Annotated in this window: 12 protein-coding genes; 9 read left to right on the top strand and 3 right to left on the bottom strand. The window is 72.0% G+C overall.

Annotated elements, in window-relative coordinates; translation table 11 throughout:
- The first annotated feature begins 3 nt into the window (after positions 1-3).
- The 7 genes from kdpC to ABD262_RS15605 all read left to right on the top strand — a co-directional run bounded on the left by kdpC (position 4) and on the right by ABD262_RS15605 (position 9,373).
- Positions 4-570, top strand: a complete 567-nt coding sequence (gene kdpC, locus ABD262_RS15635) for a potassium-transporting ATPase subunit KdpC (protein WP_344138272.1) — start codon at positions 4-6, stop codon at positions 568-570.
- Positions 571-616: 46 nt separating this feature from the next.
- Positions 617-3,235, top strand: a complete 2,619-nt coding sequence (locus tag ABD262_RS15630) for a DUF4118 domain-containing protein (RefSeq protein WP_344138270.1) — start codon at positions 617-619, stop codon at positions 3,233-3,235.
- Positions 3,232-3,921, top strand: a complete 690-nt coding sequence (locus tag ABD262_RS15625) for a response regulator transcription factor (protein ID WP_344138268.1) — start codon at positions 3,232-3,234, stop codon at positions 3,919-3,921. Before ABD262_RS15630 ends, ABD262_RS15625 begins: the two co-directional genes overlap by 4 nt.
- Positions 3,922-4,222: 301 nt before the next feature.
- Positions 4,223-8,026: a sensor histidine kinase gene (locus tag ABD262_RS15620; protein ID WP_344138266.1), complete on the top strand. Its 3,804-nt coding sequence runs from the start codon at positions 4,223-4,225 to the stop codon at positions 8,024-8,026.
- The gene (locus ABD262_RS15615) at positions 8,013-8,432 is read left to right on the top strand and encodes a roadblock/LC7 domain-containing protein (protein WP_255358340.1); all 420 of its coding nucleotides are present in this window, start codon (positions 8,013-8,015) and stop codon (positions 8,430-8,432) included. Before ABD262_RS15620 ends, ABD262_RS15615 begins: the two co-directional genes overlap by 14 nt.
- 25 nt (positions 8,433-8,457) lie before the next feature.
- Complete coding sequence (locus ABD262_RS15610) at positions 8,458-8,808, top strand: DUF742 domain-containing protein (protein ID WP_344138264.1); 351 nt, start codon at positions 8,458-8,460, stop codon at positions 8,806-8,808.
- Positions 8,789-9,373, top strand: a complete 585-nt coding sequence (locus ABD262_RS15605) for a GTP-binding protein (RefSeq protein ID WP_344138262.1) — start codon at positions 8,789-8,791, stop codon at positions 9,371-9,373. The genes ABD262_RS15610 and ABD262_RS15605 overlap by 20 nt, the downstream gene beginning before the upstream one ends.
- 65 nt (positions 9,374-9,438) lie before the next feature.
- Here ABD262_RS15605 and ABD262_RS15600 read toward each other — a convergent pair whose 3' ends face one another.
- The 3 genes from ABD262_RS15600 to ABD262_RS15590 are packed head-to-tail and all read right to left on the bottom strand — an operon-like array spanning position 9,439 to position 12,239.
- Positions 9,439-10,890, bottom strand: a complete 1,452-nt coding sequence (locus tag ABD262_RS15600) for an LLM class flavin-dependent oxidoreductase (protein WP_344138260.1) — start codon at positions 10,888-10,890, stop codon at positions 9,439-9,441.
- Between the two features lie 35 nt (positions 10,891-10,925).
- The gene (locus tag ABD262_RS15595; protein ID WP_344138258.1) at positions 10,926-11,318 is read right to left on the bottom strand and encodes a VOC family protein; all 393 of its coding nucleotides are present in this window, start codon (positions 11,316-11,318) and stop codon (positions 10,926-10,928) included.
- A gap of 21 nt (positions 11,319-11,339) precedes the next feature.
- A complete protein-coding gene (locus tag ABD262_RS15590; protein ID WP_344138256.1) occupies positions 11,340-12,239 on the bottom strand; it encodes an alpha/beta fold hydrolase in 900 nt (299 codons plus the stop codon).
- Positions 12,240-12,304: 65 nt separating this feature from the next.
- On the opposite strand from ABD262_RS15590, the gene ABD262_RS15585 reads away from it, so the two are divergent.
- Both ABD262_RS15585 and ABD262_RS15580 read left to right on the top strand, forming a co-directional pair.
- A complete protein-coding gene (locus tag ABD262_RS15585; RefSeq protein ID WP_344138254.1) occupies positions 12,305-13,624 on the top strand; it encodes an MFS transporter in 1,320 nt (439 codons plus the stop codon).
- Positions 13,625-14,118: 494 nt separating this feature from the next.
- The coding region (locus ABD262_RS15580) for a coiled-coil domain-containing protein (protein ID WP_425564886.1) at positions 14,119-14,892 on the top strand (774 nt) is incomplete at its 3' end.

Raw genomic sequence — 14,892 nt, 5'->3', positions numbered from 1 at the left:
CACATGTCCTCACTTCGCCAGCTCGTGGCCTCCCTGCGGATGCTGCTCGTCCTCACGGTGCTCCTGGGCGTGCTCTACCCCGCCGTGGTCTGGGGTGTCGGGAGAGCCGGGCTGTCAGACCGTGCGGATGGCTCCCTCGTCAGCCGTGACGGGAGGGTGGTCGGGTCGAGCCTCCTCGGCCAGGACTTCAAGGGTCCGAAGTGGTTCCACGGCCGGCCCTCCGCGAGCGCGTATGCCGGTGGTGTCAGCGGCGGTTCGAACCTGGCGGCGAGTGCACAGGGACAGGTCAGCGCCGTGCGTGAGAGGCAGGCTGCCTGGCCCGGCATCGGTGAGGGTGCGGCTCCGGCCGACGCCCTGACGGCGTCCGCCAGTGGTCTCGACCCACACGTCTCGCCGGCCAACGCGCTGGCCCAGGTGTCGCGGGTGGCGGCGGCCAACGGCGTGGAGGCCTCCGCAGTCCGACAGCTCGTCGACGCCCACACCCAGGGGCGTTCGCTGGGCTTTCTCGGCGAGCCGCGGGTCAACGTGCTGGAGCTGAACCTCGCACTCGAGGAGCTGGCGCACCAATGACCGGCCTGGCCGCCGCGCCCGGCACCCGAAGGACGACAATCGGCTCATGAGCAGGGGAGTGCTGCGGGTCTACCTCGGTGCCGCACCAGGCGTCGGCAAGACCGTCGCCATGCTCTCCGAGGCGAGGCGTCGTCGCGCGCGCGGGACCGACGTCGTCATCGGCGTGTGCGAGAGCCACGGCCGGGCCTTCACGGCGAGCCTGATGGAGGGCATCGAACGGATTCCCCTGCGCGCGGTGTCGCACCGGGGCAGCGACCTGGCCGAGCTCGACGTCGCCGCGGTCCTCGCACGACGCCCGGAGGTGGTGCTCGTCGACGAGCTCGCCCACACCAACGCCCCTGGTAGCGCCCATGCCAAGCGGTGGCAGGACGTCGAGCAGCTGCTGGTCGCCGGCATCGACGTCATCTCCACCGTCAACGTCCAGCACCTCGAGTCGCTCAACGACGTCGTCGAGGCCATCACGGGGGTCCGTCAGCAGGAGACGGTCCCCGACGAGGTGGTCAGGTCGGCCGACCAGATCGAGCTCGTCGACATGTCACCGCAGGCGCTGCGCCGTCGTCTGGCGCACGGGAACGTCTACGCCGCGGAGCAGGTCGACGCAGCCCTGGCGAACTACTTCCGCGAGGGCAACCTCTCGGCGCTCCGGGAGCTGTCCCTGCTGTGGGTCGCGGACCGGGTCGAGGAGGGGCTGGACCGCTACCGCGCGGACCACCACATCACCGAGCCCTGGCCGACCCGCGAGCGGGTCGTCGTCGCGCTGAGCGGGGGTCCGGAGGGGCGGACCCTGTTGCGGCGTGGCGCCCAGATCGCGTCGCGGGCCGGCGGCGAGCTGCTCGCCGTCTACGTCACCCCGCCCGACGGCCTGGTGGACACCAGGCTCGAGGGCCTCGCCGACCTTCGCCAGCTGACCGTCGAGCTCGGCGGCACCTTCCACACGGTCAAGGGCGAGGACATCGCGGCGGCCCTGCTGGAGTTCGCCCGCGGTGTGTCCGCCCGACAGGTCGTCATCGGTGCGTCGCGGCGTCGACGCTGGCAGGAGGTGCTGTCGACCGGTGTCGGCCAGCGCGTCGTGGAGGGCTCGGGGGAGATCGACGTGCACCTCGTCACCCACGAGCTGACGCGGACGGTGCGCGCGCCCCTGCGGTTCGGGCCGGCTCTCGGCGCGCGGCGCTCGGCGCTCGGCTGGGGACTGGCGGTGTTCGGCACAGCCGCGCTGGCCGGCATACTCCGTGCGACACCGGGGTGGCACGACCTGCCACTGGAGGTGCTCCTCTTCCTCCTCGTCACGGTGCTCACCGCGCTGGTCGGTGGGCTGTGGCCGGCCCTGGCAGCCGCCGTCCTCGGGAGCCTCGCCATCAACTGGTTCTTCACCGAGCCGGTCAACACGCTCACCATCAGCGACCCCCAGAACCTCATCGCGCTGCTGGTCTTCGTCGTCGTGGCGGCAGCCGTCTCGTCCGTGGTCCACGTGAGTGAGCGTCGAGCAGCCGCCGCGAGCTCGGCCCGCCGTGAGGCCGACGCGTTGGCGGCGACTGCGGAGTCGCTCCTGGGAGAGCGCGACCAGCTGCCCGCGCTGCTGCGGCAGTCGGTCGACTTCTTCGCCGTCGACGCGGCGGCGGTCCTGGCGCGCGAGGACGTGCGCTCACCGTGGGACGTGGTGGCCGCGACGGAGGGGTTCGACCTGGCCACGGTGGCCACCGCCTCGGTGCGCGCTGCTGTGGACGACACGCGGGTGCTGGTGCTCACCGGTCGCACACTGTCCGGAGCGGACCGTCGCCTCGTGTCGGCGTTCGCCTCGCGCGCCGGGGCGATCCTCCACCGCGACGAGCTGGTGGAGCTGGCCCGGGAGGCCAAGGTGCTCGCCAAGGACAACCGGGCCCGGACCGCCCTGCTGGCCGCGGTGTCACACGACCTGCGTACACCCCTGGCGAGCATCAAGGCAGCCGCGTCGAGCCTGCGACAGCCGGACGTCGCGTTCAGCGCGGGCGACCGGGCGGACCTGCTGGAGACCATCGAGGAGTCGACCGACCGGCTCACCGCGCTGGTGGCGAACCTGCTCGACATGTCACGGCTGCAGAGCGGCTCGGTGGTGCCGCGGTTGGGCCCGGTCGACGTCGAGGGTGCCGTCGCGCTCGCCGCGGCCCCGCTCGTCGACGCGCGGCGGGTGCGCATCCACATGGATGCCACGCTCCCCCCGGCCGAGGCCGATGCCGGACTGCTCGACCGGGTCCTGGCCAACGTCCTGGAGAACGCCCTCAAGCACTCGGGCGCGGAGGTCGTGGTGCAGGCGGCCGCCACGGGCACGCGCGTGCAGCTGCGGGTGGTCGACCGGGGGCCCGGTGTCCCGGAGGGGGCCAAGGAGACGATCTTCGCGCCGTTCCAGCGGTTCGGTGACACTCCCCGGGGGACAGGGGTGGGGCTGGGCCTCGCGGTGGCCCGCGGGCTGGTCGAGGCGATGGGCGGGTCGATCGTCGCCGAGGACACCCCCGGTGGGGGCCTGACCGTCGTGATCGAGCTCGCGCGACACGGCAGCGCCATCACCCCACCGGACAGCCGCATCGTCGGCCGACGCGACGGCGGCCCCGTCGTCCTGGAGAGGGGTGGCACTGCCGACGCGGCTGGCGCCACTGGTACTGCAGGCATCACTGCGAGGATGGAACCGTGAGCTCCATCCTCGTCGTCGACGACGAACCCCACCTGCTGCGGACGCTCGCGATCAACCTGCGGGCGCGCGACTACACGGTCGAGACGGCGGGGGACGGCCGCACCGCCCTCCAGTCGTTCCACGACGCACCGCCCGACCTCGTGGTGCTCGACCTGGGGCTGCCGGACCTGGACGGGGTGGAGGTGCTCCGGCGCGTCAGGCAGGTCTCGGACGTGCCCGTGATCGTGCTGTCGGCACGCACCGACTCCGTCGACAAGGTCGAGGCGCTCGACCTGGGAGCCGACGACTACGTGACGAAGCCCTTCGCGATGGACGAGCTGCTCGCCAGGGTGCGGGTGGCCCTGCGCCGTCGTGCCGAGGGTGGGGCGTCGTCGGTGGCGCCGGTGCGCACCCCGCACTTCAGCCTGGACTTCACGGAGCGGCGGGCCGTCGCGGCCGGGGCCGAGGTGCGCCTGACCCCCACGGAGTGGAGCCTGCTCGAGGTCCTGGCCCGCCGCCCCGGCCACCTGGTCTCGCAGCGCGAGCTGCTCCGCGAGGTGTGGGGCCCTGGCTACGGCAGGGAGTCGAACTACCTACGGGTGTATGCCAACCAGCTCCGTCGAAAGCTCGAGCCCGACCCCGCCGTCCCGCGTTACGTCGTGACCGAGCCCGGGCAGGGCTACCGGCTGGTCGTGCCGGGCGAGTGAGCCGGCGGCGGCGCGACGGGCTGCCCGTGGTGCCAGCGGAACTCGTCGGAGGCAACCGAAACCACACGGCTGACCCCGGGCAGGCATTCCCGGTGCTCGACCCCTCCTATACCGCCGACCCCGCTGGCATGCTGGTTTGGCTCTCCGAGGTGGTCTAGTCCGTTCGGTCAGTAGTGCGCAGGCCAAACGTGCCAAGTGGCCTCCGAGGTCTATCCAGCCTCGGTGTGGGCACCCGTATGTTTCCGTTCATTCAAGAATGTTCTTGCTCAAGTCGTCGCATGTCGTGAGGAAAGGTGGCTCCGTGTCCAGACTGCAGTCGACGGCTGGCCGTGTCCCCCAACGCTGGTCGTTCGGTCACTGGCCACTGCGTCGGAAGCTTGCGGCCGCGATCGTCCTGCCCGTGCTCCTGGCCTTCGTGTTCGGCGGCCTGCGCGTCAAGAACGACTTCGACTCCTCGCGCCAGCTCTCCCAGGCAGCCGACACGGTCCTGGTCATCCGCCCCGTCGTCGACTACAACCTCGCCGTCCAGCGGCTCGCCGCGGCAGAGAGCGTCGGTGGTGGCGGTGTCATCTCGGCGATCACCAAGTACGAGTCGGCCGCGGCTGACCTCCGTATCGCCCTCAAGGCCGACGGGGTCCCCGACTCCGTGAAGGCCAGTGGCCAGAGCGCCCTCGCGCTCGGCCAGGCGGTCCGCACGGCGAAGACGCAGAGCCCGTTCTCCGACGTCGTCATCGACAAGTCCGGCAACATCGCCACCCTGATGTCCTCGGCCGTCAGCGACCTCGGCCTCAGCGACGACTCGGCCTCGGCCAAGATCGTCGTGGCCCTGCAGGACGCGATCGCCGCCCAGCGCGCCATGACCGGCGAGCAGCTCAACCTCTCCAACACCGACGACGCGTCAGCCAGCCTGCGCGCGATCGGTCAGGTCGGGGCCGAGACCGCAGCCCTCACGCGACTGCTGTCGACCGCCCCCGCCGACCAGGTCAGCCAGACCCGCCAGCTGCTGAACGAGAACGGCCGGCGCAACTACACGCTGCAGCAGCAGCCCCCGGACAAGGCCCAGATCGCTGGCCTCGGCATCGTGATCGAGTCGAGCAACGCCGGCTACGCCAAGCTCATGGACGGCCAGCTCAAGGCTCTCGAGAGCAACCTGCGTGACCGCGCTGCCCAGCACCGCGCCGAGGCGATCCTCAACGCCGCCATCGTGGTCATCGCCCTCGCGCTCGCCCTCGGCCTGGTGCTCGCGCTGATGCGCTCCCTGCTCATCCCGATCCGCGCCGTGCGTCAGGGCGCCCTCGACGTGGCGAACAACCGCCTCCCCGAGGCCGTCGCCGCGATGCGCGACGGTGAGGAGCTCCCCGAGTTCGTGCCGATCCCGGTCCACACGACCGAGGAGATGGGCCAGCTCGCCCGCGCCGTGGACGACCTCCACACCCAGGCCCGCACGCTGGCTGGTGACCAGGCCCGCCTCCGGGTCCAGGTCGGCCACATGTTCGAGACCCTGTCGCGCCGCAGCACCTCCCTCATCGACCAGCAGCTCAGCCTGATCGAGCGCCTGGAGAGCGACGAGGAAGACCCCAAGCGCCTCCAGAGCCTCTTCCGGCTCGACCACCTGGCCGCCCGTATGCGCCGGAACAGCGACTCGCTGCTGGTGCTCGCAGGCACCTCCACCCGGCGTGGCATGTCCGGCTCGGTCTCGGTGTCCGACGCCGTCCGCGCGGCGGTTTCCGAGGTCGAGAACTACGAGCGCATCGACATCGGCGACACCTCGAACGACCACGTCCTGGGCGCCGTCGGCTCCGACCTCATCCACCTGGTCGCGGAGATCGTCGACAACGCCCTGTCCTACTCCCCGCCCACCTCCCGGGTCGCCATCCGTGGTGCCCGCACGCCCGAGGGCGGGCTCCTCATCGAGGTCGCCGACCGTGGCCTCGGTATGCCGCCCAAGGACCTCGCGGCCCTCAACGACCAGCTCGCGCACGGCGGGGACATCACCGCCGACACCGCGCGTCGCATGGGCCTGTTCGTGGTCGGGAGCCTGGCCAAGCGGCACGGCATCGCAGTCCGCCTGCGTCGCAACGGCGACGACAAGCAGGGCGTCACCGTGTCGATCCACCTGCCCGCCGGCCTGCTGGCCGACAGCGCCAAGGGCGAGCGCCCGGTCCGTCCGGCTGCCGCCGCCGCGGCACCCGCGGCCGCCGCTCCCGCACCGACGACGCCCACGACGTCCGCCGTCGGTGGCACCACGAAGGCCGGCCTGCCCACCCGCGTCCGCGGGGCCAGCGGCGCCACGCCCAGCCCGGTCACCGACGCGGCCAAGAAGCTCCCGACCCGCACGCCCGGTGCGCACGGCCCGACGGCCGCGCACGCCATCCAGGCGCCGCCGGCCAAGCCGGTCATCGAGGGGTCCGAGGCCGCCGAGGAGAAGGCGGCCACGAACGGCCACGCCGACGCCTCGCCGGTCAACGGCACCGCGGCCAAGGCCGACAAGGCCGAGGTCAACGGCTCGGCACCGGCCGAGCAGCCGGCCACCCCGACCAAGGACGCCAAGGACGCCAAGGACGCCAAGGACGCCAAGGACGCCAAGGACGCCAAGGACGCCAAGGACGCCAAGGACGCCAAGGATGCTGCGGCCAAGGCCGACAAGGACGACAAGGCAAACAAGGCAGACGCCAAGGCGGACCTGCCCCAGGCCGAGGCGACCGAGCCCCAGCGCTCCGCGGCCGGCCTGCCGGTCCGCAAGCCGCGTGCCACCGGGATCACCGAGTACCGCGAGTTCGAGGACGCCCCGTCCACCGAGCAGCCGGACGCGAACCCCGACAAGGCCGCCGCGAAGGCCGACGCCCCCGCAGCCAAGGGTGGCCGGCTCAGCTGGCTCCCCGGTCGCGGCAAGGCAGCAGCCGAGGCCGCCCGCCTCGAGGCCGAGGCCGAGGCCAACCAGCCCCGCCAGATGCCGTCCAACCTGTCTGCCTGGCTGGACCACCGCGCCAAGCTGGTCGAGGCCGCCAAGGCTCGCGAGCTCGGTGCCGACGCCCCGGTCGAGGCCACTGCGGCCGGCGACTCCACCGCGTCCACCACCGACTCCGGTGCCGAGATCCACGTGCCCGCCGAGTGGGTCGCCGAGGCCAACGTCGACGCCCCGCAGGGCCCCACCGACGACGTCGTCGCGGCTGACGCGACGCCGGTCGCCGAGGCTGAGACCGAGGCCAAGGCCCAGACCGAGACCCAGACCGAGGCGCAGGCCGAGGTCGCGGCACCCGTCGACAGCACCCAGGTGCTCGAGGCGCCCGCTGCCGAGGGGGCCGGTCACCTCCCGACCCGCGTCCCCGGTGCGACCGCCTCGGCCACCGCCGGCCTCCAGGAGACCGAGGTCCCCAGCTCCCGCCCGCGGGTGCGTGCCCACAACACGTCGTTCTTCGGCGCTCGCCGGGCCCGCGACGTGGCTGCCGCCGACGCGACCCCGGTCGCCGAGGAGCCTGCTGCTGCCGAACTGGCCCCGGCCGTCGAGGAGACCGTGGCAGTCGAGCCGGTCGCCGAGCAGCCGGCCGAGGAGACCACCGAGGTGCTGGCCGCTGTCGAGTCGGAGCAGGTCGAGCCGGTCGTGGCCGAGCTGACCGAGCCCAAGCACGCCGAGCCCGAGCACGCCGAGCCCGAGCACGCCGAGTCGGTGCAGGTCCAGCCGGCCGCCGAGGCCGACGTCGACAGCGAGGCCGACCACGCGGAGACGCCCAGCGGCAACCTCAACGACACCCCCATCTTCCGGGCGATGATGTCGCGCTGGCTGACCGATGACACCGATTCGGCAGCCACAGGGACGTCATGGTCCACCAACGAGGCGGACCAGGCCTGGTCCGCCGCCGCACGGATCGAGGAGACCCAACCCCTGGAAGAGTCAGCAGCCGGTCTCCCCAAGCGACGCCCCGGGAACTACCTGATCCCCGGTGCGATCGACGAGGCCGACGAGAAGCCCGCTGCCCCCGCAGCATCGCGACGCGATCCCGAAGCGATCCGCCGCAACCTCAACCGCCACAAGAACGGTGTGAGCTCCGCTCGCACCGAGGCACAAGATGGAACACACCGAGAGGAAGCCGATGTTCACCACTGACGCCATGGCCCAGCCCAAGGGCGAGTACGACTGGCTCGTGGCCAAGTTCGCGACGGAGACCCCTGGCGTGTCACACGCCATCCTGGTCTCGGCCGACGGGCTTCCCATGGCCGCCAGCGAGCAGCTCCCCGTGGACCGGGCCGAGCAGATGGCAGCCGTGGCCTCGGGCATGGCCAGCCTCGCCTCGGGCGCGGCTCGCCTGTTCCAGGGAGGCACGGTCCTCCAGTCCGTCATCGAGATGGAGCTGGGCTACCTGCTCCTCATGAGTGTCGGCGACGGATCGCACCTGGCAGCACTCACCAGCACCGACTCTGACATCGGTCAGGTCGGCTACGAGATGGCGGTTCTGGTTGACCGCGTCGGCAAGATGATCGACGCATCAGCCCGGACCCCCATGACGGGCTAGTCCCTTGGCCCCGGACGGACGCGACGTGTCGGCAGGCCCCCGCCTGGTCCGGCCCTACGCGTTGACGTCAGGACGGACCGAGTCCGTGGTCGACCTCCCCATCGAGGCCACGTTCGAGGTGCTGCCGTCCGCCCGCACCACGACCTGGCCGGAGGGTGACCTCTCGGGCCGGATCATCGAGCTGTGCGCGGCCACCGAGTCGGTGGCCGAGGTCTCGGCAAAGCTGCACATCCCACTCGGCGTCGCCCGGGTGCTGCTCGGTGACCTGGTCACCGCCGGTCACCTGAAGACGCGCACCACCATCTCCGAAAACACGACATCCGACGAACGACGTGAACTGATTGAAAGGACACTCAGTGGACTACGCGCCCTCTAACCGCAACAGCGCCTCGACGAAGATTGTCGTGGCCGGCGGCTTCGGCGTCGGCAAGACCACCTTCGTTGGTGCCGTCTCCGAGATCGACCCCCTGCGCACCGAGGCACTCGTCACGAACGAGTCCGCGGGCCAGGACGACATCTCCAAGGTGCAGCAGAAGCACACCACCACGGTGGCAATGGACTTCGGCCGCATCACGCTGGCGGAGAACCTCGTTCTCTACCTGTTCGGCACCCCTGGGCAGCGTCGTTTCTGGTTCATGTGGGACGACCTGGTCAAGGGCGCCATCGGTGCCGTGGTGCTCGTCGACGTCCGTCGCCTGGACGACAGCTTCGCCGCTGTCGACTACTTCGAGGCCAAGGGCCTGCCCTTCATCGTCGCGCTGAACCAGTTCGACGGCGCGCAGGAGTTCGGCCCCGACGACATCCGGGAGGCCTTGGCCATCCCCTCGCACATCCCCGTCATCGAGGTCGACGCCCGCGACCGGGAGTCCGCCAAGCAGGCCCTCGTCCGCATCACGGAGTTCGCCCTGACGCAGCTCACCGGGGTGAAGGCCTCGGCCTGACCCGCGGCACCGACGGAGCCCGGCTGCCCCAGGGGCGGCCGGGCTCCGTCGTGCGCGGGGAGTGCTCAGCTCAGGCCGAGCACCGGCGCGAGGCGCGCGACGTCGTCCGGCCCGTCCAGGTCGGGAAGCCCCACGAACACCGTGCTGACCCCGAACTCGTCGGCGAGCCGGCGGTACCGCTCCCGGTGGGCGGGGGCCTCGCCGGCGTGGTGGCGCCTGGCGAACACCGCCGCTGCCGTCCGTCCCCGCAACCGCTCGACCCTCCGCCAGGTGTCGTCGCGGTCGGTCCCCACGACCGGGAGGTCGAGCACTGTCACCGCCACCTGCGACGGGTCTCGGCCCACCGCTGCACAGTGGGCCCGCAGCACCGCCAGCTTGCGGCTCAGCGCGTCCTCGTCGCTGGGTAGGTTGCAGGCGTCGGCCAGGGCGGCCGCGATCCGCAGCGTGCGCCGCTCCCCGGAGCCGCCCACGATCACCTGTGGTCGCCCGACCGGGCGGGGGTATGCCGTGGTCTCGGGCAGCGTGACGCGGCTCCCGGCGTACGCCTTGGTGCCCTTGTCCCACAGTGCATGGAGCGTCTCGATGCAGGTCTCCAGCTGGTCGAGCCGCTCAGTCGCAGGGGGAAAGGGGAGGCCGAACGCCCGGTGCTCACGTTCCCACCAGCCCGCACCGAGACCCACGAAGGCGCGTCCTCCTGACAGGACATCAAGCGTGGCAACGGTTTTCGCGATGATGCCCGGCGCGCGAAAGGTCACTGGTGAGACCAGCGTCCCGAGCCGCAGGTCGGTGTCGAGGCCGGCGAGCAGGCCCAGTGTCACCCAGGGCTCGGGGATCGGCTCCCACGCGCGGTCCACCTGGGGGATCTGGATCAGGTGGTCCATCAACGCGATCCCGGCGAAACCGTGGTGGTCCGCGGCGATGGCGACCGAGCGCAGCCAGCCGGCCGGGTCGGCGCCCCAGGGAAACCGCGACACCTGGAGCACGACGTCCGGGCCCGGGCGCGGGCGACCTCTCTCGGAGGGGGCAGCGGGGCTCGGCGACGGTGCAGCCGCAAGGCCCCGCTCCTGCGTCGGCGCGGCGGAGTCCACGACGTGGCGCACCTCGTCCCAGCCCTCGCCGGCCACCGCCTCGCGCGCCAGGGCGAAGGCCGCGTGCTGCTGGCCGAGGACCCGGGCGGGCACCGGCCGGTCGCGGACGGCGTTGCGCTGGCGGGAGACGGGCTCTGGTGTCTCGAAGAGCACTGCGACGCACGGCAGTCCGGCGAGGCGTCCCTGCTCGCGTAACCGGTCCCTCAGGTCCGGGTCGAGCCCGAGGGTGTCGACGACGACGGTGAGGCCGCGTCGGGCGCGCCCAGCCACGATCTGGTGCAGCAGGGCGAATGCGTCGGCCGAGGCGTCGAGGTCGGACTCACCACTGCCGACCACGGCTCGCAACGCGTCCGACGACACGACCTCCTGCTGCCGGTAGTGCTGTGCCGCCCACGTCGACTTGCCGGAGCCGCTGGGCCCCACGAGCACGACCAGCGCGTGGTCGGGGAGGGGGCCCGCTGCGGTCAGCTGTCTGCCCTCGGAGCGTGGCTCACGAGTCCGACGAGGTTGTCCTCGCTGTCGCGGATGAACGCCATCCACTCGTCGTGGCCGGCCGGCCCGAGGGTGTCGTCGGTGTGGCTGAAGATGATGTGTGGCTCGGCCTCGACGACGACCCCGTCGGCGCGGAGCTCCTCGATCCGGGTGGGTACGTCGTCCACCCGGAGGTAGAGCATGGCCGAGCTGGCCCCCTCCTCGAGCAGGAGCCTGGTGCCGTCGCCGAGCGGGAAGAAGAGCAAGCCGGGCGGGTCGAAGCGGGCCAGCGGCGGCGCCCCGAGCAGGCGTTCGTAGAACGCGGCCGCCCGGTCGAGGTCCTGCGCGTACTGGGCCACCTGGGCCAGGCCCGTGCCAGCGGTCATCACCCACCTCCTGGCGAGAATCTACTGCGGGAGGGTGCGCCGCCGCTCGAGGATGGCGGCGGCCACTTCGTCCGGGTGCGTCTCGGGGAGCCAGTGGCCCGCGTCGAGCTCGGTGAACGTGTAGTCGGCCGCGACGTGGTCGCGGGTCCGCTCCGCCGCGGCGCGTCCGAGCGCGGGATCGTCCCGACCCCACAGGTAGGCGGTGGGGGTAGAGATGCGGCGCGCGGCAGGCTTGTCAGATCCCTTGCGCCGCAGGGGAATCGCGCGATACCAGGCCAGGCTGGCACTGGCTGCACCCGGCTCGCGGAAGCGGGCGGCATACCTCTGCACGTCGGGCTCGGGCAGGCCGGATCGCCGCAGGACGGTCGCCAGCCGGCGCCGCAGGACCACCTCGGGGACGGCGGGGAGCTGGAAGGCGGCCAGGTACCAGCTGCGTCGGGCCTGGTCCGCATGGCGCAGCGCCCACGCGATGGCGTCGTGGTGCGGAGTCGACAGCACGGTGAGGCTGCGCAGCCGTTCCGGGTGGCGCTCGGCGAAGGCCCACGCGACCGAGCCGCCCCAGTCGTGACCGACCAGGTGGACCCGCGCGGTGCCGAGCTCGTCGATGAGCGCCAGGACGTCGGCGACCAGCTCCTGCATGCGGTAGGCCCGGCGCCCGGCCGGGCGTGCGCGAGGCGAGTAGCCGCGCTGGTCGAACGCCACCACCCGCAGCCCGGCCTCGAGCAGCGGTGGGGTCACCCGCGACCACGCGTGGCGGTCCTGCGGCCAGCCGTGCAGGAGGAGCACCACCTCCCGGGCGGCAGGGGAGGCGTCGGAGGTGTCGGTGTCGCCAGGGTCGGTGTCGCCAGGGTCGGCGTCGCCGCGGTCCGGGCCGGTGTCGCTGACGTCGAAGACCAAGCCGTCTCGGGTGAACTCCTGCACCCCGTGAACCTACCCGGGCGGCCACCCCCGGCCGGAACGGGCGCGGCAGTGCGGGACACTGGGGTGTGACCAAGCCCGCCCCCCAGTTCCCCCTCGGTGGACGGCGGGCATGGGTCGTGTATGCCGCGTCGGTGTCGGTCTACGTCCTGGCGGTGTTCCACCGCAGCTCGCTCGGCGTGGCCGGCCTGCTCGCGAGTGAGCGCTTCGACATCGCGGCCACCCAGCTGTCGGTGTTCACGATGGTCCAGCTGCTCGTCTACGCCGCCATGCAGATCCCGGTCGGGGCGCTGCTCGACCGGTTCGGGTCCAAGCGCCTGTTGCTGACCGGCGTCACGCTGATGACGGTGGCCCAGCTCGGCTTCGCCTACGCCGACTCCTTCGCCATCGGCATCGTGGCGCGGGTGTTCGTGGGGATCGGCGACGCCATGATCTTCATCCCGCTGCTGCGGATCGTGGCCCTGTGGTTCCCGCCCCTGCGGATCCCGATGGTGTCGCAGCTGACCGGGTTGCTCGGCCAGCTCGGCGCCCTCGTCGCGGCCACGCCCCTGGTCTACGCGCTGCACACCTGGGGCTGGACCCCCTCCTTCCGGGGGGCCGCCCTGTTCGGAGTGGTCCTGGCCGCCATCGTCCTGGTCGTCGTGCGCGACTCCCCGAACCCGGACCACGAGCTCGACCAGATCAAGGTCCGGGCCATCGCCCGGAGTGTCCGGGCCGCCTGGCGGACGCCCGGCACCAGGCTCGGACTCTGGTCGCACTTCTCTGCCCAGTTCGGCGCGACGGTCTTCGCGCTCCTGTGGGGCTACCCGTTCCTCGTTGCGGGACAAGGACTTTCGCCATCCGCGGCCGGCACGTTGCTGATGTTGATGACGATCACGACGGTGGTGTCCAGCCCGCTGATCGGCGGGTTCGTGACGAAGTACCCGTTCTCGCGCTCGACCCTGATCCTCGGGATCGTCTTCGCCATCATGACGGTCTGGGCAGTGGTGCTGCTCTGGCCGGGCCGGGCGCCGCTGCCGCTGCTGGTGCTGCTGGTCGTCATCACGGCCGTCGGGGGACCGGGGTCGCTGGTCGGCTTCGACCTGGCGCGGACCTTCAACCCGCCCACCCGGCTCGGCAGTGCGACCGGCATCGTCAACGTCGGTGGTTTCCTTGCGTCGCTGTCGACCGTGACCCTCATCGGGATCATCCTCGACCGCGTCGCCCCCGGCGGGCCGAGCACCTACGACGTCGACACCTTCCGGGCCGCCATGTCGGTCCAGTACCTCGTCTGGGGGGCCGGGGTCGTGCAGATCCTGCGCTACCGGCGCAAGACCCGGCGCGGTTTGCGGGAGAGCGATCCCAAGGCCTACGAGGCCCTGCGCTCCGGTGAGTCGATCACCCCCTGACCCATCCGTGACCCACCCCTGACCCACGCTTGGCCCACGCCGGGCCCACGCCGGGCCCACGCCGGGCCCACGCCGGGCCCACGCCGGGCCCACGCCGGGCCCACGCCGGGCCCACGCCGGGCCCACGCCGGGCCCACGCCGGGCCCACGCCGGGCCCACGCCTGGCCCGTGCGCGCGCGCCCACGCAAGCCCGCCGAAAAGGCCTCCGACCTAGCTGTCAGCAGAGCGTTCCCGGGGCTCTGCGAGGGCTCTCACCTGCGAAAACGCCGATTTCGTTATCGATTTGAGACCATCGTTGGACACCTGATCGAAGCGTGGTCATCACCTGCTGAAAGACATCGGTGTAACTCCGGTAATCACAGTCATGTCATTTTCCGGAAGGCCGTGTAAGGCGTGGGATTTGTGTGACGAAAGGGTTTCGAGTGAAAAGTCGGCTCTAGTCTCGACCGGCTGTCACCCAGTCGCCCGCCCACCCACTCGAGAGGCATCCCCCCGTGCCGAAGGCCCACCCCGCACGCCGCGCGTTGCGCACTGGCGCGACGCTGTCGCTGGTCGGCGTCCTCGCCGTGTCCATGGCGCTGTCCGCGGCCGCCGACCCGGCCCCGGTGTACCCCTCGAAGGCACAGGTGGCCAAGGCGAAGACCGCCGTCGCGACGACCAGCGGGAGGATCGCCAGCCTGGACGCGCAGTACGTGGCCGCCAGTGCCCGCCTGGCCCAGGTGCAGGACAGTGCCGCAGCTGCGGCCGAGGCCTACAACGGCGCTCGCTACGAGCTCGACCAGCGCTCCGCGGAGGCGACTGCCGCCAAGAAGCGCGCGACACAGGCCCAGCAGGTCGCGGACTCCGCGGGTCTGCAGGTGCGCCGCTACGCCGCCAGCGTGTACCAGCAGGGCGGCAACCTCGGTGAGCTCGAGGCCTACCTGTCCAGCACCGGACCCCAGGACCTGATGGACCGCGCCACCGCCCTCGAGGCCGTGAGCGCCGCCCGCGCCCAGGCCCTCCAGAAGGCCTCCGCCGCCTCGATCGTGGCCGACACCATGCGTCAGCAAGCAGCGCAGGCCCAAGCAGCGCAGGCCAAGGCCGCCCGCGCGGCGGAGTCGGCCCGCAACGCCGCCCAGTCGCAGGCCGACGCGGCCCAAGCGGCAGCCGCCCAGATCCAGAAGCAGCAGAGCGCGCTCACGACGCAGCTCGCCACGCTCCGCAAGACGTCGGTCGCGCTCGAGAAGCAGCGCCAGGACGGACTCGCCGCCGCAGCAGCAGCGCGGGCC

It is taken from the genome of Pedococcus bigeumensis (assembly GCF_039531795.1).
Classification (GTDB): domain Bacteria; phylum Actinomycetota; class Actinomycetes; order Actinomycetales; family Dermatophilaceae; genus Pedococcus; species Pedococcus bigeumensis.
This window is presented reverse-complemented; position numbering and strand designations above follow the sequence as displayed.

Coding starts and splice junctions, on each gene's coding strand:
- ABD262_RS15595 (WP_344138258.1), bottom strand. CDS start 11,318: ATGACCGCTGGCACGGGCCTGGCCCAGGTGGCCCAGTACGCGCAGGAC.
- ABD262_RS15630 (WP_344138270.1), top strand. CDS start 617: ATGAGCAGGGGAGTGCTGCGGGTCTACCTCGGTGCCGCACCAGGCGTC.
- kdpC (WP_344138272.1), top strand. CDS start 4: ATGTCCTCACTTCGCCAGCTCGTGGCCTCCCTGCGGATGCTGCTCGTC.
- ABD262_RS15615 (WP_255358340.1), top strand. CDS start 8,013: ATGTTCACCACTGACGCCATGGCCCAGCCCAAGGGCGAGTACGACTGG.